The organism is Gemmatimonadaceae bacterium (assembly GCA_020851035.1).
Classification (GTDB): Bacteria; Gemmatimonadota; Gemmatimonadetes; order Gemmatimonadales; family Gemmatimonadaceae; genus JACMLX01.
In genome coordinates this window covers 130,158-149,681 of the sequence record JADZDM010000001.1, presented here as the reverse complement: position 1 = coordinate 149,681, position 19,524 = coordinate 130,158, and the positions used below count along the sequence as shown (strand labels likewise).

Annotated in this window: 18 protein-coding genes; 11 read left to right on the top strand and 7 right to left on the bottom strand. The window is 70.8% G+C overall.

Annotation, left to right across the window (positions count from 1 at the left end; genetic code table 11):
- Nucleotides 1-185: 185 nt before the first annotated feature.
- From IT355_00655 to IT355_00630, 6 genes are all read left to right on the top strand, one after another.
- A complete protein-coding gene (locus IT355_00655) occupies nucleotides 186-1,154 on the top strand; it encodes a M48 family metallopeptidase (protein MCC7051742.1) in 969 nt (322 codons plus the stop codon).
- Nucleotides 1,155-1,270: 116 nt separating this feature from the next.
- Entirely contained in the window at nucleotides 1,271-2,578 is a 1,308-nt protein-coding gene (gene purD, locus IT355_00650; GenBank protein MCC7051741.1) for a phosphoribosylamine--glycine ligase, read from the top strand.
- Nucleotides 2,571-3,404 carry a bifunctional DNA-formamidopyrimidine glycosylase/DNA-(apurinic or apyrimidinic site) lyase gene (gene mutM / locus IT355_00645; protein MCC7051740.1) on the top strand — a complete coding sequence of 278 codons (834 nt, stop codon included), beginning with the start codon at nucleotides 2,571-2,573 and terminating at the stop codon, nucleotides 3,402-3,404. The genes purD and mutM overlap by 8 nt, the downstream gene beginning before the upstream one ends.
- Entirely contained in the window at nucleotides 3,401-4,735 is a 1,335-nt protein-coding gene (locus tag IT355_00640) for a GIY-YIG nuclease family protein (protein MCC7051739.1), read from the top strand. Before mutM ends, IT355_00640 begins: the two co-directional genes overlap by 4 nt.
- 10 nt (nucleotides 4,736-4,745) lie before the next feature.
- Nucleotides 4,746-6,167, top strand: coding sequence for a cardiolipin synthase (cls, locus tag IT355_00635; GenBank protein ID MCC7051738.1), 1,422 nt, complete (start codon nucleotides 4,746-4,748; stop codon nucleotides 6,165-6,167).
- A gap of 307 nt (nucleotides 6,168-6,474) precedes the next feature.
- The gene (locus IT355_00630; GenBank protein ID MCC7051737.1) at nucleotides 6,475-7,848 is read left to right on the top strand and encodes an MATE family efflux transporter; all 1,374 of its coding nucleotides are present in this window, start codon (nucleotides 6,475-6,477) and stop codon (nucleotides 7,846-7,848) included.
- Nucleotides 7,849-8,126: 278 nt separating this feature from the next.
- On the opposite strand, the gene IT355_00625 is transcribed toward IT355_00630, so the two are convergent.
- From IT355_00625 to IT355_00605, 5 genes are all read right to left on the bottom strand, one after another.
- Complete coding sequence (locus IT355_00625; GenBank protein MCC7051736.1) at nucleotides 8,127-8,606, bottom strand: metallophosphoesterase family protein; 480 nt, start codon at nucleotides 8,604-8,606, stop codon at nucleotides 8,127-8,129.
- Nucleotides 8,603-9,205, bottom strand: coding sequence for a UbiX family flavin prenyltransferase (locus IT355_00620; GenBank protein ID MCC7051735.1), 603 nt, complete (start codon nucleotides 9,203-9,205; stop codon nucleotides 8,603-8,605). Before IT355_00620 ends, IT355_00625 begins: the two co-directional genes overlap by 4 nt.
- Entirely contained in the window at nucleotides 9,202-10,137 is a 936-nt protein-coding gene (locus IT355_00615; protein MCC7051734.1) for a UbiA family prenyltransferase, read from the bottom strand. Before IT355_00615 ends, IT355_00620 begins: the two co-directional genes overlap by 4 nt.
- Nucleotides 10,134-11,624: a menaquinone biosynthesis decarboxylase gene (locus tag IT355_00610; protein ID MCC7051733.1), complete on the bottom strand. Its 1,491-nt coding sequence runs from the start codon at nucleotides 11,622-11,624 to the stop codon at nucleotides 10,134-10,136. The genes IT355_00615 and IT355_00610 overlap by 4 nt, the downstream gene beginning before the upstream one ends.
- A gap of 267 nt (nucleotides 11,625-11,891) precedes the next feature.
- Nucleotides 11,892-12,641, bottom strand: coding sequence for a ubiquinone/menaquinone biosynthesis methyltransferase (locus IT355_00605; GenBank protein MCC7051732.1), 750 nt, complete (start codon nucleotides 12,639-12,641; stop codon nucleotides 11,892-11,894).
- A 170-nt stretch (nucleotides 12,642-12,811) separates the two neighbouring features.
- On the opposite strand from IT355_00605, the gene IT355_00600 reads away from it, so the two are divergent.
- From IT355_00600 to IT355_00585, 4 genes are all read left to right on the top strand, one after another.
- Complete coding sequence (locus tag IT355_00600) at nucleotides 12,812-13,411, top strand: sigma-70 family RNA polymerase sigma factor (GenBank protein MCC7051731.1); 600 nt, start codon at nucleotides 12,812-12,814, stop codon at nucleotides 13,409-13,411.
- Between the two features lie 106 nt (nucleotides 13,412-13,517).
- Nucleotides 13,518-14,105: a hypothetical protein gene (locus IT355_00595; protein ID MCC7051730.1), complete on the top strand. Its 588-nt coding sequence runs from the start codon at nucleotides 13,518-13,520 to the stop codon at nucleotides 14,103-14,105.
- 3 nt (nucleotides 14,106-14,108) lie between these two features.
- Nucleotides 14,109-15,266, top strand: a complete 1,158-nt coding sequence (locus IT355_00590) for a hypothetical protein (GenBank protein MCC7051729.1) — start codon at nucleotides 14,109-14,111, stop codon at nucleotides 15,264-15,266.
- Nucleotides 15,263-16,126, top strand: coding sequence for a hypothetical protein (locus tag IT355_00585; protein MCC7051728.1), 864 nt, complete (start codon nucleotides 15,263-15,265; stop codon nucleotides 16,124-16,126). The genes IT355_00590 and IT355_00585 overlap by 4 nt, the downstream gene beginning before the upstream one ends.
- Nucleotides 16,127-16,151: 25 nt before the next feature.
- On the opposite strand, the gene IT355_00580 is transcribed toward IT355_00585, so the two are convergent.
- The gene (locus IT355_00580; protein ID MCC7051727.1) at nucleotides 16,152-17,486 is read right to left on the bottom strand and encodes an MATE family efflux transporter; all 1,335 of its coding nucleotides are present in this window, start codon (nucleotides 17,484-17,486) and stop codon (nucleotides 16,152-16,154) included.
- Nucleotides 17,487-17,494: 8 nt separating this feature from the next.
- Nucleotides 17,495-18,607, bottom strand: a complete 1,113-nt coding sequence (locus IT355_00575) for an Mrp/NBP35 family ATP-binding protein (GenBank protein MCC7051726.1) — start codon at nucleotides 18,605-18,607, stop codon at nucleotides 17,495-17,497.
- A gap of 313 nt (nucleotides 18,608-18,920) precedes the next feature.
- Here IT355_00575 and IT355_00570 point away from each other — a divergent pair, with 313 nt between their 5' ends.
- On the top strand, nucleotides 18,921-19,520 hold the full coding sequence (locus tag IT355_00570; GenBank protein ID MCC7051725.1) for a hypothetical protein: 600 nt from the start codon (nucleotides 18,921-18,923) through the stop codon (nucleotides 19,518-19,520).
- The last annotated feature ends 4 nt before the right edge of the window (nucleotides 19,521-19,524 follow it).

Here is a 19,524-nt window from a genome sequence, read left to right as displayed (position 1 = left end):
GCCGCCTCGTCGCGGCTGACACCGGGCAGCGCCTCCCGCCGTAGGGTCCCTACCCTGCGGCACGGGGTGGCGCCGGACCGTTCCTTGCCCGACTGAGTGTCGGAGGGACCGGGGCCCGGCTTCACTGTCCGATTCGCATGCACGAGTCTCCTGCCGACCGTCTTCCCCGAGCGACGAGGATCGCCATGTCCGTGACGCCCCTGCCCCAGATCGCCTCCACCGCGTGGGAGCATCCCGCCGACCGTGCGGCACTCAACACGCTGCGCCAGCTCCCCGGCTTCGACGAGGTCGTGCGGAAGGTGGCCGGCTTCTTCGGTGAGCGCGGCCTGCGCCACCTCTTCCTGGCCAACGCGGTCCGCACCGGCCCCACGCAGCACCCGAAGCTCTACCACATGCTGCGCGAGGTCTGCGCGGTGCTCGACGTCACCAGCGTCCCGGACCTCTACGTCACCCAGACCCCGCTCGTCAACGCCGGCGCGATCGGCTTCGAGCGGCCATTCATCGTGATCAACACCGGCACCATCGCGGCGCTAAGCGACGACGAGGTGCGCTTCGTGATCGCCCACGAGGTGGGCCACATCGCGAGCGGGCACATGACCTACCGCACGCTGGCGGTGATCGTGAGCACCATCGGCTTCAGCGCACTCCCGTTCCTGGCCGGCCTGGCGCTGATGCCGTTCCAGCTCGCGCTGCTGGAGTGGAGCCGCAAGGCGGAGCTGAGCTGCGACCGCGCCGCGCTGCTGGGGGTGCAGGACACCACGGTGGCCATGCGCACCTTCTTCCGGCTGGCCGGCGGCTCGATCACGCCCGGTGAGGGCGACCTCGACGCGTTCCTGCGCCAGGCCGCGGAGTACGAAAGCGAGGGGAGCGCCTGGGACGCGCTGCTCAAGGCGATCAACACGGCCCTCCGCGAGCACCCGTTCAACACCGTGCGTGCGGCCGAGCTGCAGCGCTGGGTGGCGAGTGGCACCTATGCACGGATCGTGGGTGGTGAGTACCCGCGGCGTGACGGTGCCGGCCCGCAGCAGACGTACGCCGATGACGTGCGCGGTGCCGCCGACTACTACGGCCAGCAGGCGCGGGAAACCTTCGGCAAGGTCGGAGATTCCTTCGCCCGCGCGGCCGACGCGTTCCGCCGGAAGGCCGGCGGCTGACGGCTGCCGGCGCGGTGCAGGCCACGCCGGTCCGTCCCCGCCACGGGACGGGCCGGCGTTCGTGTACCGGTCGCCCGCACCGGCCGCGCCACGCGGGGTCCGGGTAGATTGGCCGCATGAAACTCCTGCTCGTCGGCGGCGGAGGCCGCGAACATGCCCTCGCCTGGCGCATCCGGCACGAACATCCCGACGCCACCCTGCTGGCCGCACCGGGCAACCCCGGGATCGCCGCACTCGCCCGCTGCGTGCCCACCGCGGCCGCCGACGTCACGGGCCTGGTGACGCTCGCCTGGCAGGAACGCGTCGATGCCGTGATCGTCGGCCCCGAGGCGCCGCTGGCGGCCGGACTCGCCGATGCGCTGGTCGCGCACGGCATCGCCGTGTTCGGGCCCACGCGTGAGGCGGCACAGCTCGAGACCTCGAAGGTCTTCGCGAAGGCCATCATGGCAGATGCCGGCGTGCCCACCGCGCGCGCCTCGATGCACACCAGCGTCGACTCGGCGAAGGCGGCCGCACGCCAGTTCGGCGCACCGGTGGTGATCAAGGCCAGCGGCCTCGCCGCCGGCAAGGGCGTGGTGGTGGCGATGACGCTCGCCGAGGCAGACGCCGCCATCGGTTCGATGCTCGAGGACAACGCCTTCGGTGACGCCGGTGCCGAGGTGCTGGTGGAGGAGTTCATGACCGGCGAGGAACTCTCGCTGTTCGTGATCACCGACGGCGAGACGGCGGTGCCGTTGCCGGCCGCGCAGGATCACAAGCGCGTGGGGGAGGGTGACACCGGGCCGAACACGGGTGGCATGGGGGCGTACTGTCCCGCCGATGCCGGGGACGCCGCGTACACCTGGCGTGACGGCACCCTGCCGGACGGCATCCGCCGCGTGCTCGACGCGATCGTGACGCCGACGCTGCGCGCGATGCGCGAGCGCGGCACGCCGTTCCGCGGCCTGCTCTACTGCGGCGTGATGCTGACGCCCACCGGCCCGCGCGTGGTGGAGTTCAACTGCCGATTCGGCGATCCCGAGACGCAGGCGGTGCTGACCGCCCTGGCCGACGATGCCCGGATGATCGACGTGATGCTCCAGGTGGCGCGCGGTGAGCGGATCCACCCGGTGCCGGTGTTCGCGCCGGCGCGCGCGGTGGTCACCACGGTGCTCGCCGCAGCCGGCTATCCGGGCACGCCGCGATCCGGCGATGCCATCACGCTCCCCGTCGCGGGCGATGGCACCTGGCTCTTCCACGCCGGCACCACGCTCCGCGACGGCACACTGGTCACCAGCGGCGGTCGCGTGCTCGCGGCCACCGCCACCGGCACCACGCTGGCCGGCGCGCAGCAGCGCTCCGGCGCGCTCGCCGCCGGCGTGCAGTTCACCGGCGCCTTCTTCCGCCGCGACATCGGCTGGCGCGCGCTCGCCCGCGGTGCCTGAGCTCCCCGAGACGGAGACCATCGCGCGCGACCTGCACGCGATGGTGACGGGGGCGCGCATCACCGGCGTCGCGGTGCGGAAGGCCGACGTGCTGCGCGGGGTCGATGCCGCCGGGTTCGGGGCACGCCTCACCGGCACCACGATCACCGGCGCCCGCCGGCGGGCCAAGCTGGTGATCCTCGACCTCGCCAGCGGCGACGCCATCGTCGTCCAGCCGCGTTTCACCGGCGCGCTGCTGGTGGAGACGGTCCCCACCGACATCAGCGACCGCGACCGGGAGTACATCACCCTCTCGCTGAGCCTCGCCGACGGCCGCCGGCTCCACTACCGCGACATCCGTCGGCTGGGCACGGTGTCGCTCTTCACCCCGGACGCACTGGCCGCCCATCTCCGGCCGCTCGGCCCGGAGCCGCTTGACCCGGCGCTGACGGCCGGGCGATTTTCGGCTTCTCTTCGGAACTCACGCCAGGCCGTCAAGAAGGTGCTCATGGATCAGCGGGTGCTGGCGGGGGTCGGCAACATCTACGCGAACGAGGCGTGCTGGATGGCGGGGATCGACCCGTCGCGTGCCGCCGCCTCGCTCACCGATCGCGAGGGGGCCGCGCTGCTGTCGTCGCTGCGCGAGGTGCTCGAGGCGTCGATCGCGGTGCGCGGCACCAGCTTCCGCGACTACGTGGACGCCACCGGCGGGCGCGGCGGGTTCGTGCCCCACCTGCAGGCCTACGGGCGCGGGAGCCTGCCCTGCCGCCGCTGCGGCACGCTGCTGGTGGACAGCGCGGCCATCGACGGCCGCACCACCGTGTTCTGCTGGCGGTGCCAGTCGTGAAGGGGACCATCGCCGGGCAGCGAGACCTGTTCGCGCTCTTCGGCGTGGCACCGGCGCGCGGCCGGAGTGACGAGCGGCTGAGCGTGGAACGGGCGGTGACGCTGGCCGAGCTCGAGGCCGCGAAGGCCGCCGCCGGCTCCAGCCTCCCGCCCGCCGACATGGGCGTGAGCGTCGACCTCCTGCTCGACGACACCACCGATGGCGCCGCCACCACGCGCAAGCGGAAGGGGAAGCGCAAGCCTGTCACCGACCTCGACGCGCTGCGCGAGCTGGTGAAGGCCGGCACGCAGGACCGTCCCGGCACCTACCGCTTCATCGGCGCCGAGGGCGAGGTGCTGTACGTGGGCAAGTCGAAGCAGCTGCGCACCCGGCTGCTGAGCTACTTCCGCGCCGAATGGCCGCACGACAAGGGCGCCCGCATCCTGTGGCGTGCCGCGCGCATCGAGTGGGAGTACCAGCCGAGCGAGTTCGCGTCGCTGCTGCGCGAGCTGCGGCTGATCAAGCAGCTCCGGCCGCGCTACAACTGGATGATGAAGCGCGACGCGCGGCACTACTGCTTCGTGAAGCTCACCACCGGCAAGGCGCCGAAGTTCACCGTCACGCGCGACGCGTCGGGCGACGAGCGGGGCATCTACTTCGGCCCGTACCTGAGCGCCGGCCGCGTGGGTGAGGCGCTGCGCGAGCTGAGTGACGTGCTGGGCCTGCGCGACTGCGCCAGCGACGTGCCGATGCACTTCCGCGACCAGGCGGAGCTGCCGGTGATCGCCACGCCGCGCACCCCGGGGTGCATCCGGCACGAGATCGGGAAGTGCGTCGGCCCCTGTGTCGGCGCCGTCACGGAACGCGAGTACGCGACACAGCTCGACCTCGCGCGCGCCTTCCTCGATGGCTCCAGCGACGGGCCGCTGCTGGCGCTGGCGTCGCGCATGCAGCGGCACAGCGATGCGCTCGAGTTCGAGCGGGCGGCGCAGGCCCGCGACAAGCTGCATCGCCTCGAGATCCTCCGCATCCAGCTCGAGAAGCTGCGCTTTGCCGTCGAGACGCTCACGTTCGCGTATCCGGTCACGGGGCATGGCAACGAGACGCGCATCTACCTGGTGAAGCGCGGCACGGTGCGCGCCGACCTGAAGCTGCCCGTCACCCGGCGCGAGCAGCTGGAGTTCGCGGAATGGTGCCGGCGCGTGTTCCACGGCGCGGAGCGCCCCACGCGCCAGGTGCCCACGCACGAGATCGACGAGCTGCTGCTGCTCTCGGGCTGGTTCCAGCGGAATGCGGACGAGTTCGCGCGCACCCTGCCCCCGGCGATGGCGATGGCGCAGTTTGGCGCATGAGCCACACGGCATGAACTTCGTCGAGTTGCCGAACTGGGCCATCGCGCTCGAGGTGGTGTGGGTGATCGGGATGTCGATGTACATCCTGCTCGAGCGGCGCCCCCCGCTGGCGACGCTGGCGTGGATCGTGGGCATGGCGTGGCTGCCGATCCTGGGCTTCCTGGTCTACTACTTCCTCGGGCCCCGCCGGCTCGATCGCAAGCGGCGGCGGCGCGGGATCGCCCGCGCCGCGCCGCGGGAACGCGCCCATGGCACACGCCCGGACCGCGCCCGCGCGGTCGACACGCTCGGCATCACCGGGGCACGGCTGGCGGCGATTGCGGCCGGCACCGAGCAGGCGCCGCCGCTGCCCTGCGTGGACGTCACGATCTTCGACGACGGTGCCACCACGTACGACGCGATGATGGACGCGATCGCGTCGGCGCGGCACCACGTGCACCTCGAGTACTATATCCTCACCGACGGGGTGGTGGCGAGACGCCTGCGCGCGGCCCTCATCGAGCGGGCGGCGGCCGGCGTGCAGGTGCGCCTGCTGCTCGACGGACTCGGCACGTCGCGACTCGGGGACTACCTGCAGCCGATGCGCGACGCGGGCATCGAGGTCGCGCGGTTCGGGCCCCGCATGCGTCCCGGCTTCGTCAACTTCCGGACGCACCGCAAGATCGTCGTCTGCGACGGGCGGCTCGGCTTCACCGGCGGCATGAACATCGATGACTGCCACGATGCGACGGTGACGGGCGCCGAGGCCTGGCGTGACACCCACCTGCGGCTGGAGGGCGACGCCGTCGCGCCGCTGGCACTCGCCTTCCTCGAGGACTGGCAGTACGCCACCGACATCGCGATCGACGGTGCCGAGTACCTGCCACCGCTGACCGGCGACGGTGACCACCTCGTGCAGGTCTGTGCGTCGGGGCCGGATGCACACCCGCAGAGCATCCATGCCGTCTACTTCGCCGCGATCACCACCGCCCGGCAGCGCGTCTGGATCTCGACCCCGTACTTCGTGCCCGACGAGTCGATGCAGTCTGCGCTGACCGGGGCCGCGCTGCGCGGTGTGGACGTGCGGGTGCTGGTGCCGGCGAAGAGCGACCAGAAGCTGGTGGACGCCGCGGCGCGCAGCTACTTCCCGGAACTGCTCGGTGCCGGCGTGCGCATCTTCGCCTACGGCCCGCCGGCACTGCACGCCAAGACGATGGTGGTGGACGGCGACGCCGCGATCGTCGGCTCGGCCAACCTCGACAACCGCAGCCTGCGGCTGAACTTCGAGGTGGTCGCGATCTGCTACGGCGAGGCAGCCGTCTCGCGTCTCGCGGCGATGTTTCAGGCCGACCTGCGCCAGTCCACCGAGGTCACGCCCGCAACGCTCAGGCGCGAGACACTGCCGCGACGGCTCTTCGAAGGGCTCGCGCGGCTGTTTTCGCCGATGCTCTGAGATCGTGAACAGCTTTGACGCAAAGGCGCAAAGGGCGTGAAGGACGCAAAGAGGTCGGTGCGTACGGCGGACGTCGGCATAGCTCGGGGCATCGGGACGGCTTGGAGAACTGCAACTGCCATCGCTGTTCCCCTCAATTCCTTCTCTTGTCACGCACAAGACCGTTGCCCTGCGAGCGAACTCCTTTGCGTCCCTCGCGCCCTTTGCGCCTTTGCGTCATGCCGTTCCCGCCCGCTCACGTCACTGGACGGTCTGGAGCGGCGTGCCAGCGAAGGATAGATTGCGACGTCCCGACGCCGGAGCGATGATGAACGACCTGACGCAGGGCCCCATCCTCCGGCACATCATCAGGATGGCGATCCCGATGATGTTCGGGATGCTGTTCCAGACGGCCTATCTGCTGATCGACCTGTACTTCGTGGCGGGGCTGGGCGATGCGGCGCTGGCTGGCGTGAGCGCGGCGGGGACGCTGCAGTACATCGTGATGGCGGCCACGCAGGTGCTGGGCGTGGGGACGGTGGCGCTGATCGCGCAGGCCAGCGGACGGAAGGACCGCGACGATGCCACGCTCGTGTTCAACCAGAGCCTGTTCCTGTCCGGCATCGGCGGCGTGGTCACGCTGGTCCTCGGCTTTGCACTCATGCGCCCGTACATGCAGGCGATGGCGGCCGACGCCGCGACGGTGGAACAGGGCCGCCGCTACCTGCTCGCCTTCATCCCGGCGCTCGCGCTGCAGTTCGCGATGCTCACCCTCGGCTCGGCGCTGCGTGGCACCGGTGTCGCCAAGCCGGGCATGGTGATCCAGATCGGCACCGTGATCCTGAACGCGCTGCTGGCGCCGGTGCTCATCGCCGGCTGGGGCACGGGGCATCCGCTGGGCACCCTTGGCGCGGGCCTCTCGTCGGCCATCAGCATCGCCGCCGGCGTGGTGGCGGGGTGGATCTACTTCCTGCGCGGTGATCGCTTCGCCACGCTCGCCATGGCGCAGATCGCGCCGCGGCGCGAGACCATCCTGCGCATCCTCCGCATCGGCCTGCCGGCGGGGGCGGAGTTCCTGCTGCTGTTCGTGCTGACGGGGCTCATGTACTTCATGATCCGCCAGTTCGGGGCCACCGCACAGGCGGGGTACGGCCTGGGGGCGCGCGTGATGCAGTCGATCTTCCTCCCCGCCATGGCCGTCGCCTTCGCCGCCTCACCGGTGGCAGGCCAGAACGTCGGCGCACACCACCCCGAGCGCGTGCGAGAGACGTTCCACAAGTCGGCGCTGCTCGGCAGCGCGGTGATGCTGGTCGCGACGATCCTCGCCCAGTGGCAGGCCGACCGGGTGCTGGCCCTGTTCACCAGGGAAGCGCCGGTGATCGCGATGGGCGCGACGTTCCTGCACATCGCCAGCTTCAACTTCATCGCGCAGGGACTGATCTTCACCTGCTCCGGGATGTTCCAGGCGCTCGGCAACACGATCCCGTCACTCATCAGCGGCGCCACGCGCCTCGTGACCTTCGTGCTCCCGGCGCTCTGGCTCTCGCGCCAGCCGAACTTCTCGCCCACGGTCGTCTGGTGGCTGGGCGTGGTGACCGTCACGCTCCAGATGTTCTTCAGCGTCTGGCTCCTCCGCCGGGAACTCGATCGCCGCTTCGGGCCTGCCCTGTCTCCCGGCGACGCGCCACCGCTCGCGGCATAACGCGACGGTTCAGTGCCGTTTCGCTCAGAAACAGCAGGACGCAAGGACGCAGTGCGGCCTTCGGCCGCCGCAAGACCGCCAGTCGTCGGCTCGCATCACGGCTGCCTGCGACGAGCGTTGCATCGTAGGTGCTTGGCGAACTGCAACTGCCAGAGCAGTTACATCAGCGCATGATCTCGGCGCGACACCGACGCCAAGGCGTGAAGCAGAGTTTCTGTGCTGTTTTGCGCCGGCTGAAGGCCGCCTTGCGCCCTTGCGTCGGTGCAGTTCCAACGATCTCAGTCCAGCGCGACGATCTCGACGGAGGGCACGCCCGCTTGTATCGTGAGCACGGCAACGGACGGCAGCAGGTCGAAGCGGCGGGCACCGGCGGCGCCGGGGTTCACGACCAGGCGCCCGCCCGATTCCACGATCAGCTGCCGGTGCGTGTGGCCGTAGACGAGCACCTGCTGCGGATAGGCGGCGAGCAGCTTTTCGGGCGTGGGGCTGCCGAGTTCGTGCCCGTGGCTCACGTGGACGCTCACGCCGCCGATGTCGAGCACCAGCTCGGCCGAGTGTCGCGGGTTGCCGGGGCGGTCGGTGTTGCCGTACACGGCCTGCACCGGCGCGATGGTCTCCAGCTCCGCCAGCACGCCGTCGGGGCCCACGTCGCCGGCGTGCAGGATGCGGTCCACGCCGGCGAGCGCGGTGAACAGCGAGGCGCGCACCATGCCGTGCGTGTCCGACACCAGGCCGATCACGTGGGTGCCGGTGGTCACGTCGTGGGGTCGCCCCAGCGCGGTGCGATGTCGATGTCCACCCGCAGGTGGTCGAGGATGCGCTGCACGATGAAGTCCACCAGCTCGGCGATGCGTTCCGGCTGATGGTAGAAGCCGGGCGCGGCGGGCATCACCACCGCACCGGCGTCGGTGATGCGCAGCATGTTCTCCAGGTGGATGCGCGAGAGCGGCGTCTCGCGCGGCACCACCAGCAGCGGGCGCCGCTCCTTGAGCATCACGTCGGCGGCACGCTCCACCAGCGAGCGGCTGGTGCCGGCGGCCACGGCCGCGATCGTGCCCATGCTGCACGGCACGATCACCATGCCCTGCATGCGGGCCGATCCGCTGGCCGGCGTGGCACCGCGGTCGTTGTCATCGAACACCGTCACGCTGGCATCCCAGGCGTCGCCACCCACGTGCTCGCGCAGCCCGTGCAGGTCACTGATGCCGGACTCGGAATGCAGCAGGCGCCACCCGTGTGACGACACGATCACCCAGACCGGCTGGCCCGCCGACGCCAGCACCTGCAGCAGGCGCACCGCATACGGCGCGCCCGAGGCACCGGTGATCGCCATCACGATCGGCAGCCGCGCGCTCATGCCGCGCGCGCCAGGAGGGTGGCCAGGCTGGGCAGCTGCAGCAGCCGCTCCAGCAGCACGAACACGAAGAACGAGATGCTGATCACGCCATTCATGGTGAAGAACGCCGCGTTCAGGTTGGAGAGGTCGTCCGGCTTCACCAGCGAGTGCTCGTACAGGAGCAGGATCGCCACCACCGCCACGCCGGCCGCGTACAGCACGCCCCCGCCGGTCGCCCACCCCACCAGGGCCAGCAGCAGCACGGTACCGGTGTGCAGCACCCGCGCCACGGTGAGGGCACGAGGCGCCCCCAGCGCGGCCGGCAGCGAGAACAGGCGGTTGGCGCGGTCGAAGGCCACGTCCTGCAGCGCGTACAGGATGTCGAACCCGCCCGACCACGTCATCACCGCACACGCCAGCACCGGCAGCATCCACGCCGGCGACGCCCACGTGCCGGTGACGGCGAGGTAGCCGCCGACCGGGGCGATGCCGAGCCCGAGGCCGAGCACGAGGTGGCTCCAGCGCGTGAACCGCTTGCAGTAGCTGTAGAACAGCACCCAGGCCAGCGCCACCGGCGACAGCATCCCGCAGAGGGGGTTGAGCATCCAGCTCGCGGCGATGAACAGCACGCCCGCCAGCACGACACTCAGCTTCGCCTGCCCCAGCGGCAGCGCGCCACTCGGGATCTCGCGCGCCTTCGTCCGCGGGTTGATGGCATCCACGTCGCGGTCCACGATGCGGTTGAACGCCATCGCCGCGAACCGCGCTGCCGTGAACGCGAGCACCACCCAGCCCACCTGCCCCACCGTCGGCGTCACGACGCGGCTGGCCAGCACGACCCCCGTCAGCGCGAAGGGCAGCGCGAACACCGTGTGCGGCAGCTTGACGAAGCTGGCCCACTTCGCGACCGGTGACGCCCCGGCGAACGTCTGCCCCTCGCGCGGCGCGTTCATCGCTTCCACGCCTCGGCGATGCCGAGCGACGGGAAGACCGCATCCACGCGGCGGCGCGTTTCGGCATCCATCTCGATCACGCGCGGCCACTGCCGCGTGAACCCCTCCTCGGGGAGCTTCCGTGTCGCGTCGATGCCCATCTTGCTCCCGTAGCTGAAGGCGCGACTCGAGTGGTCGAGCACGTCCACCGGTCCCATCGTGAAGCGGACGTCGCGCTCGGGATCGATGTTGTTGAGCGTCGCCCACCAGGTCTCGGAGACGTTGCGCACGTCGACCTCCTTGTCCACCACCACCAGCACCTTCGCCAGCGACATCAGTCCCGCGCCCCAGAGCGCGTTCATGACCTTGTAGGCGTGCCCGGGATACTTCTTGTCAATGCTCACGAACACGAGGTTGTGGAACACTCCCTCGGCCGGCATGTGGTAGTCGACGATCTCCGGCGTGGTGAGCTTGAGCAGCGGCAGGAAGATGCGTTCGGTGGCGTGGCCGAGGTAGAAGTCCTCCATCGGCGGCTTGCCCACGATGGTGGTGCCGTAGACCATGTTCTTCCGCATCGTCACCGCGGTGACGTGGACGCGCGGATAGAGGTCTGCTTCGGAGTAGAAGCCCGTGTGGTCGCCGAACGGCCCCTCCACCACCAGTTCCTCGCGCGGGTCGATGTAGCCCTCGATCACCAGCTCGGCGTTGGCCGGCACCTCCAGGTCACATGTCACCGCCTTCGTCAGCGTCACCGGCTCGCGGCGCAGGAAGCCCGCGAAGATGAACTCGTCCACCGCCGGCGGCAGCGGCGCGCTGGCGCTGTAGACACTCGCCGGATCGGCGCCGACCACGATGCACACCGGCATCGTCTCGCCACGCTCGGCCATCTCGCGGAAGTGCTCGGCACCGGTCTTGTGCCGCTGCCAGTGCATCGCGACCGATCGCCTGTCGAGCTTCTGCACGCGGTACATGCCCACGTTGCGGATGCCGCGCGCCGGATCCTTGCTCACCACCGCCGACAGCGTGATGAACGGCCCGCCATCCTCGGGCCAGCAGGTGATGACCGGAATCCTGTCGAGATCGACCTCGTCGCCGCGCCACACCACCTCCTGGCACGCCGGCGACCCACCCTTCACCCGCGGCGGGAATTTCGACACCTCCAGCAGCCGCGGCAGCAGCCCGAGCTTCCCCATGAAGCCATCGGGCACCTTCAGGTTCATCAGCGCCGTGATGCGCGCGCCATGCTCGTCGAGGTCCGTCACCCCGAGCGCCAGCGCCATGCGCGTCATCGAGCCGAACAGGTTGATCGCCACCGGGAACTGCGACCGCGCACCGGTGTCGAGGATCACGTGCTCGAACAGCAGCGCCGGCCCGCCACCCGGCAGCTTGCTGGTGCGGTCGGCGATCTCGCACAGCTCCAGCTTCGCCTTCACCGGCGTCGAGATCCGAACCAGCTCGCCGATCCGGTCGATCTCTGCGATGAAGTCCTGCAACGAGTCGATTGCCACGTCAGTGTATCTCACAAATCGTTTGAACTGCATGACGCAAAGACGCAAAGGGCGCGAAGGACGCAAAGAACGGCCGCGCCATGCCGCCCTTCGTCTGCTTCTGCGTCACACGATGCATCGGATTGCTCTGGGAACTGCAACAGCCACCGCAGTTCCCCTCAGATTCCACCTTCCATCCAGGTCGACGTTCGCATTGGTCTAGTGCCCCTTTGCGTCCTTTGCGTCCCTTGCGCCTTTGCGTCATGCTGTGAAAGACTCTCGCGAACATCATGCGACGCCCGAGTGAATCGCCGCGATGCCGAAGGAGAGCGGCGTCCAGGTGACGTTGCGGAACCCCGCGGCGGTCATGCGCGACGCCAGCTCCTCCTCGACCGGGAAGTGCGCGACACTCTTCGGGAGGTAGGTGTAGGCCGTCCTGTGCCCGCTGACGAGCCGGCCGATCGCGGGGAGCACGCTGTGGAAGTAGAACTGGTAGCCTGCGCGCACCAGCGCGTTGCGCGGGGTGCTGAACTCGAGGATCACGAACTTCGCCCCGGGGCGTAGCGCGCGGCGCACCTCACGCAGCCCCGCGTCCAGTGACGCGACGTTGCGGATGCCGAAGGCCACGATCGCCCCGTCGAACACCCCGTCGGCCACCGGGAGCTGGAGCGCATCGGCGGCCACCGGGCCGAGGGCGGTGCGCGGCGCCTTCCCCGCCCCCATGCGCAGCATCGGCTCGGCGAAGTCGGCCGCCATCACGTAGCCGGCGAACCCCGCCTGCCGCACCAGTTGGGCCCCCACGTCCAGGGTGCCGGCGCAGAGGTCGAGATAGCGACCGGCGGGTGCGGCCGTCCACGCCAGCGCCTCGAGCGCCCGCCGGCGCCAGCCCTTGTCCACGTTCATGGACAGGACATGGTTCAGCAGGTCGTAGCGGGGCGCGATCTCCGAGAAGATCTGCTGCACGTAGTCGCGCTTCTCGGCGCCACCTGCGGCGGCCGCAGCCGCGCGCCGGCGGTCGGCGTCGAGGGTCGTGGTCATCAGGATACAAAGCTCGTCGAACACCGGCGGGTGCCACAAGGCAGCCGCGGCCGCGGGGGGCGCCCCGTCCGGCGCGGTGCTCTCCGAACTTCGGCGCCTTGCCACTAGCTTCGGCCTCTGCACTGCGGACGCCGCACATCGGCTGCCGCCCGCAAGTGCCTCCCCGACGCATGACCCGTCTCCTCGACGCTTCCAACCTCCCTGACGCAGATCTGGTCGCACTGGCCCAGGAAGGCCGCGACGAGGCCTACCGGGAGCTGATCCGTCGCTACGAGCGCCCGGTCTTCTCGCTCGTCTACCGCATGGTGCGCGACCGCGAGGCGGCCGAGGACCTCGCGCAGGAGACCTTCATCAAGGTCCTGAACAACATCGAGAAGTACTCCCCGGAGTTCAAATTCTCGAGCTGGCTGTTCAAGATCGCCAACAACCTCGCGATCGACTCGCTCCGCCGCCGCCGCCTGGACACCGTCAGCATCGACGGCGCCGCCGGGGCCGCCACCCAGGCCGAGATCGAGGCCACCAGCTTCGAGATCGGCGACCGCAGCGAGAACGCCCTCGACGAGCTGGCCAACAAGGAGCTCGGCGCCGCCATCGAGGTCGCGATCTCGAGCCTCAGGCCGCTCTACCGGAGCTGCATCCTGCTCCGGCACGTCGACGGCCGGTCCTACGAGGAGATCGCCCAGCTCCTCGACCTGCCCCTCGGCACCGTCAAGACCTACATCCATCGCGCCCGCCACGAGCTGCGCGAGGCCCTCGAGGACATCCGATGACCGCCAGCCGTCTGCCCCAGCCGTCCCACCCGGCCCCGCGCCGGCTCCCGCCCGCCCGTCCTGAAACCACCCGCGCACACCGCCCGTAGGCGCTGGAGGGAATCCAATGACACTCACTCGCCACCTCCTGCCGGACGAACTCGACCTGCTCCTCGATGGGGAGACAGGGTTCGGGGTGCAGCAGCTCTCCGCCCACCTGCGCGATTGTGCGCAGTGCCGCGATGAGCTCGCTGCGCTTCGCGCGTTCGTCCTGGGACTGGAGACGCTCCCCGAGATGACCCCCTCCCTCGGCTTCGCCGACCGGGTCATGCACGAGGTGCACGTCTTCGAGCCCTGGCATGTGGCCATCCGGACCAGCGTGGCTGGCTGGGTGCCGTCGAGTCCGGTGGCGCGTATCGCCGCCGGCACCGCCTTCACCAGCGCCGCGACGCTGGTCACGGGCGCGGCGGCGTGGGGCTGGGCACACCGGGACACCACGATCTTCGTGGGGAGCCTGGTGACGGAGCGGGCCCGGGTGGGCCTCTTCGAGTCGCTGACGGCGACGGCTCAGGCACTGGTGGGCCCGCTCGGTGCCACGTTCGGGAGCGGCCTGCCGCTCCTCGGCGTGGCCGGGGCGACGCTGCTCACCGGCGCCGGTCTTGGCTTCCTCGGGCTCCGCGCCGTTGCTGCGCGGGCCCGGCGTCTGGAGGCGTAGCCCGTGACCCCTCATCTCCGCGGCCTCACCCTCACCGCCGCCCTCATGCTGGTGCCGGCGGCGGCCCAGGCCCAGGCGGCCACCGCGCCCTGTGTCGCGCGTGACACCGCGTCGCTCACCGGCCAGGCACGCGCGCTCCTCACCCGCGCCGCCCGCGACCCCATCGTCGGCTGCGCCGCACTCGACGCCACCCATCGCACCGGCGACGTCGTCGTCGGCCGTGCCGACACCATCCGCGGCAACCTCGTGGTGCTCGACGGCACCCTGCGCGTCACCGGCACCGTCACCGGCAGTGCCATCGCGCTCAACGGCGCCGTGCTCATCGACACCTCGGGCCACGTGCTCGGCGACGTCATCGCCGCCGAACATGGCGCCGCCATCGCCGCGCTCGGACGCGTGGACGGCGAGTTGCGCACGCTGGACAGCGTCCAGCCGGCGGAGGTGCTCGTGACGCAGTCAGCCGTGGGCGGCACCCTCTCGAGCCTGAAGCAGACCGCCGCCTGGTTCGGCATCCTGATCCTGCTCGCGGTGGGCGTGCTCACGAACGCCGGCGACGCCATGCAGCGCATCACGACCACGCTGCAGGCCGGCTTTGCGCGCAATGTCATGGTGGGCGGGCTGGCGCAGCTCGCACTGCTGCCGGTGCTGCTGGTGATCTGCCTGCTGCTCGGCCTCACCCTGCTTGGCATCCTGCTCATTCCCTTCGCGATCGTCGCGTACGTGATCGCGGTGCTCGGCCTGCTGGTGCTGGGGGGGCTGAGTGCGGTGCAGATGGTCGGCACGGGCATCGCGCGCCGCCGACCGGGGCTCTCGGATCGCGCGGCACGCCTGCAGGCGCTCGTCACCGGCATGTTGCTGCTTTCCCTCCCCTGGCTCGCCGCCGCATCACTGGCTGCGTCACCGATCGCGTCGGCGTGGGTGCGCACCTTCGCCCTCGGACTCACCTGGGTGGCGGTCACGGCGGGACTGGGGGCGGCACTCCGCACCCGCGCCGGCACGCGGGCCCACACCGACCCCTGGGGCATCCGGCGTCCCGCGCCCAGCGGCACGCCGCTCCCCATCGAGCCGCCGCAGGCCGAGTGGCTCACGCCCACGCCGCTCACCGGCGTCGTCGCCGTGAAGCGCCCCACCAGCGGCACCGGCGCCGGGAGCGCGCGATGACCCGCCGCACCGTCGCACTGCTGCACGCCGCACTCGCCGTTGCCGCGGCCAGCGGCCTGCAGGCGCAGCATGTACGCACGCTGGAATCGTCCCGGCTCCTGCGCGACTCGGCACCGGTGAACGTGCGCCTCGAACTCGGCACCGGCACGCTCAGCGTGGGCGCGTCGGATGCGCCGTACCTCTACCGCAGCATCACGCGCTTCGGCGATGCGTACACGGCCCCCACCAGCGCCTGGAATCCCGCCCAGCGCACACTCCACCTCACGGCCGGCCGCCGCGGCGCCACGCGTGCGGCGCGCACCGATGGCGACCAGCCCGACGATGTCGCGCAGGACTGGCGGGTGCAGCTCACGCGGCAGGCGCCGCTGCAGCTGACGATCGATGCCGCCACGGCCGACGCCATGCTCGACCTCACCGGCCTGCCACTCCGGCGCTTCGCCCTCAACACCGGGGCCACCGAGGCCACCGTGCGCTTCGACGCACCGAACCCGGAACCGATGTCGGTGTTCGACGCCGACGTCGGTGCGGGCGGGCTGAAGCTCATCGGGCTTGGCAACGCCGGCGCCAGTGAGCTGCGCATCCACGGGGACGTCGGCGACCTGGCGCTGGACCTCAGCGGCCGCTGGCAGCGCGACCTGCAGGTGCAGGTGAGCAGCGCCATCGGGGGCATCAGCATCACCGCCCCGCCCACCATCGGCATCGAGCTCACCTCCAGCGGCATGTTCGCGCGCGAGAGCGTGGACGGCGCGTTCACGCGCCGTGGCGACACCTGGCGCAGCAGCGGCTTCGACACCGCCGGCGTGAAGGTGCGCATCCTGGTGAAGTCCCTGCTCGGCCGGGTGACGCTCATCCAGCGGTGATGCGGCCGCGCGGCGCGACCTCCACTCAGACGCGCGAGCGCCGCCACCCGCCGGACGCCCACAACCCCATCATGGCCAGCGCCCGCGCGATGGCCGTGAGCGAGATCACCCACCAGATCCCCGTCGTGCCCCAGCGTGCCGCCGCCCACGCCGCCAGCGGTACCCGTGCCAGCGTGATCGCGGTGGACGTGACCATGGGTGGCAGCGTCCAGCCGGCGCCACCGAGGGCGCCTTCCAGCACCGTCTCGCCGCTGACGACGAGCTGCGCGAACGCCGCCGTGCGCAGGTAGCGCGTGGCCTCGGCCACCACCGCCGCATCGGTGGAGAAGAGCCCGGCGAGCGCCGCCGGAAACAGCAGCAGCGCCACGCACGCGATCACCCCCGGCACTCCCGTCATCGCCAGCGTGAGCCAGCCGGCGCGCGCGGCGCGGTCGGGCTGGCGTGCGCCGAGGTTCTGCCCCACGATCGCCGCCGCCGCTGCACCGAATCCCACCCCCACCCTGAACATCCAGCTCTCGATGCGATGGCCGAGCCCCAGCGCCGCCAGCGCCGGTGTGCCGAACTGCTGCGTCGTGCGCGTCATCACCACGTAGATCAGCGAGAACACCACGCCGGTGGCGGCCGTCGGCAGGCCCACGCGCACGATCGTGCCGATCCGCCGCCACACCGGCACGCCGAAGGACACCAGCCCGCGGTGCCGGAGCAGCGCCACCCCCACCACGCACAGCGAGCCACGCACCGAGACCGTGGCCAGCGCCGCGCCGCGAATGCCGAGTTCCGGGAACGGGCCCCACCCGGTGATGAGCAGCGGGTCGAGCACGCCGGCGACCAGCGTGGCACCGAGCAGCATCACGAACGGCAGCTTGGTGTTGCCGGCGGCGCGGAACGCGGCATCCACCACGAAATAGCCGAAGATCAGCGGTGAACCCGCGAGGTAGGTGCCGAGGTACCGCATGCCGAGCGCCGTGACCTCCGGCGGTGTCTCCATCAGCGCGAACAGGCGCGGCAGCATCCAGAGGCCCAGCAGCGCGGCCACGAGGCCCAGACCGAGCGCGAAGACCAGCGCATCGCCCACGGCCCGCGCGGCTTCGGCGTCACGCTGCTCCCCGTGGCGGCGCGCCGCGACGGCGGTCAGTCCCACGCTGACCATCTCGGCGATCGAGACGAGCATCCAGATCCAGAAGATCGAGGTGCTCACCGCTGCGAGCCCTGCCCCACCGACGAAGTGGCCCACCCAGGCCGAGTCGAGGGAGACGAAGGCGGTGAGCAGGAGCGCACTGGCCACCGCCGGCACCCCCACGCGGATCACCACCGGCAGCAGCGCACCGCTCGTGAGCGTCACGTCGCCGGTGCGCGGCACCGCGGAGGTCAACTCCGGGTCGAGAGCGCGTCCATGCCGTCCACCACGCGCTGCGCCAGTGCCGAGAGCACGCGGGACGCCGGCGCATCGGGCTCCACCGCCACCAGCGGACGGCCCGAGTCACCCCCCTCGGCGATCCGCGGGTCGATCGGCACCTGCGCCAGCAGGTCGAGCCCCACTTCGGTGGCCAGGAGCTGGCCCCCGCCGCTGCCGAACATCGCGATCGGCTTGCCCGTCTCCGGGTTCTCGAACCAGCTCATGTTCTCCACGATGCCCAGCACCGGCACCGCCACCCGCTCGAACATCTTCACGCCGCGCAGGGCATCGCCGGTGGAGACCAGCTGCGGCGTGGTCACGATCAGTGCGGCGTTCACCAGCGTGGTCTGGACCAGCGAGAGCTGCGCGTCACCGGTGCCCGGGGGCATGTCCACGATGAAGTAGTCGAGCTGCCCCCAGTCCACGTCCTTCAGGAACTGCCCGATCAGCTTCATCACGATCGGGCCGCGCCAGATCGCCGGCTGGTCCTTCTCGATCAGGAACCCCAGGGAGATCAGCTTCACGCCCCAGGCCTCGAGGGGGATGATCTTCGCCTGCTTGTTCACCTCGGGCTGCTGGTCCACGCCCATCATGCGCGGGATGTTCGGGCCGTAGATGTCGGCGTCCATCAGTCCGACCCGGTGGCCGAGCTTCGCCAGCGCGATGGCGAGGTTCACGCTGACCGTGCTCTTGCCCACCCCACCCTTGCCGGAGCTGACGGCGATGATCCGCCCCAGGTTCGGCAGGGTGACCGGGGTCGGTGCCGCGACCCGTGCTGCGGGCGCCGGCGCGGCCTCCGGCGCCATCGGCAGCGGGCGGCCGGGCCGGGCCGGGGTCGGGGCCTGCTGGCGGGGGTCCCGCACGTTGATTTTCACGTCGGTCACGCCGGCCACCCCGGCCACCGCCTCCCGGACGTCGCGGACCAGCGCGGCGTCGTCCCGGCTGTCCAGCAGGAGGGTGAGCTGGACCTTGCCATCCACGGTGGTGGCGATGTCCTGAACCATCTCGGCCGACATCACGTCGGCGTCGAGGCGCGCGTTCCGGACGCGGGCGAGGGCGGTGGTGATCTGCTGCGTCAACGACACGGGGCGAGCCGGGAAAGGGCGGGAAGTGCGGGCGAGGGCGGCCAGGCGTCCCGCGCCGGCCCTGCCGAATGGGCGGAATCTAGCCGCGACGGCCAGTGTTGCAGGTTCGCGGCGGCATCGTCCTGCCCATGGATCCGGCAGTCCGCCGCAGGGCCAACCCGTTGCAGGTCGGGCGCTTGACGGCGGGCGTCGGCGTCCGGAAATCGGCTCTCGCTTGCGCCACCCCTCCGCGTACGCGATTCTACTCCCGCCCGCCGATATCCGTCTTTCCCCGCCGCTGGGGTCTGGCGCCCGGCACCATCTCGAGGCCTGCATGAACCTTTCGACCACTCAGCTCCGCATGCTCGGCAGCGTGATGTACTTCGCGGCTGTGGCGCTGATTATCAACTACTTCGCGCAACTCACGATCCAGGTCTGGCCGATCAAGGTCAGTGAGCTCAACTGGCGGGTCGGTGCGGCGGGGCTGTTCATGGACGCCCTCCTGGCCACCGTGGTGCCGCTGATGGTGGTGTACTTCGCGGCGTTCATGAACAACGACCGCAAGATGATCGGCGCGCTGCGCTGGCTCTGCATGATCGTCGGCCTCGTGACCGCGGCGCTGCTGCTCGCCTTCGCGCTCGACTCGGTCCAGATCCGCGCCGCACTGCCGCAGAACGTGAAGGGCAACTTCATGAAGGTGGCGCTCCGCGCCGCACTCATCGGCACGCTGCTCGCCACGCTCTTCGTCTGGGTGAGCATCACGATGGGCAAGGTGCTGAAGAGCCAGGGCACCACCCGCACCGGCGCCGGCGCCCGCGACGAGATGCTGATGGTCGGCACCCGCGAGCCGGCACGGACGCCGCTGCGCGCGATCGACACCGCCGATGCGAAGGCCGCGAAGGAAGGCACCACCGGGCTCACGATCGACATGTGAGTCG

Excerpts from the sequence above, each read along its gene's own strand:
- IT355_00655 (MCC7051742.1), top strand. The coding sequence starts at position 186 with ATGTCCGTGACGCCCCTGCCCCAGATCGCCTCCACCGCGTGGGAGCAT.
- purD (MCC7051741.1), top strand. The coding sequence starts at position 1,271 with ATGAAACTCCTGCTCGTCGGCGGCGGAGGCCGCGAACATGCCCTCGCC.
- cls (MCC7051738.1), top strand. The coding sequence starts at position 4,746 with ATGAACTTCGTCGAGTTGCCGAACTGGGCCATCGCGCTCGAGGTGGTG.
- IT355_00630 (MCC7051737.1), top strand. The coding sequence starts at position 6,475 with ATGAACGACCTGACGCAGGGCCCCATCCTCCGGCACATCATCAGGATG.
- IT355_00620 (MCC7051735.1), bottom strand. The coding sequence starts at position 9,205 with ATGAGCGCGCGGCTGCCGATCGTGATGGCGATCACCGGTGCCTCGGGC.
- IT355_00615 (MCC7051734.1), bottom strand. The coding sequence starts at position 10,137 with ATGAACGCGCCGCGCGAGGGGCAGACGTTCGCCGGGGCGTCACCGGTC.
- IT355_00605 (MCC7051732.1), bottom strand. The coding sequence starts at position 12,641 with ATGACCACGACCCTCGACGCCGACCGCCGGCGCGCGGCTGCGGCCGCC.
- IT355_00600 (MCC7051731.1), top strand. The coding sequence starts at position 12,812 with ATGACCCGTCTCCTCGACGCTTCCAACCTCCCTGACGCAGATCTGGTC.
- IT355_00595 (MCC7051730.1), top strand. The coding sequence starts at position 13,518 with ATGACACTCACTCGCCACCTCCTGCCGGACGAACTCGACCTGCTCCTC.
- IT355_00585 (MCC7051728.1), top strand. The coding sequence starts at position 15,263 with ATGACCCGCCGCACCGTCGCACTGCTGCACGCCGCACTCGCCGTTGCC.
- IT355_00570 (MCC7051725.1), top strand. The coding sequence starts at position 18,921 with ATGAACCTTTCGACCACTCAGCTCCGCATGCTCGGCAGCGTGATGTAC.